The organism is Streptomyces bicolor (genome assembly GCF_000719285.1).
Lineage (GTDB): Bacteria > Actinomycetota > Actinomycetes > Streptomycetales > Streptomycetaceae > Streptomyces > Streptomyces bicolor.
Window position 1 is genome coordinate 1 of sequence record NZ_JOFS01000150.1, and the last position, 252, is coordinate 252.

1 protein-coding gene is annotated in these 252 nt (G+C 71.8%); it reads right to left on the reverse strand.

The annotated features are described in order from the left end of the window. Positions 1-252, reverse strand: a 252-nt coding sequence (locus tag IF78_RS0143060) for a RidA family protein (RefSeq protein ID WP_031488222.1), incomplete at both ends; no start/stop codon positions are given.

Genomic DNA, 252 nt, shown 5'->3' on the forward strand with positions numbered 1-252 from the left:
GCGGTGCGGGCGTGCCGTCCGTTCTCGCCCAGCACCTCGATGAGCAGTTCACTGGCCGCGTTGGCGACCTGCGACTGCTCACCGAAGTCCGGCGTGCCGGCCACGAAGACCAGCATCTGCACGATCCGTACCCGGTCCAGGTCGCCCACCGCCTGCACAGCGGCAGCGAGGCAGTTGAGCGCGGCATGGCGCGCGAGCTCCCGCGCCGTCTCCAGCTCCACGTCCCGGCCGACGACTCCCCGACCCAGCAGC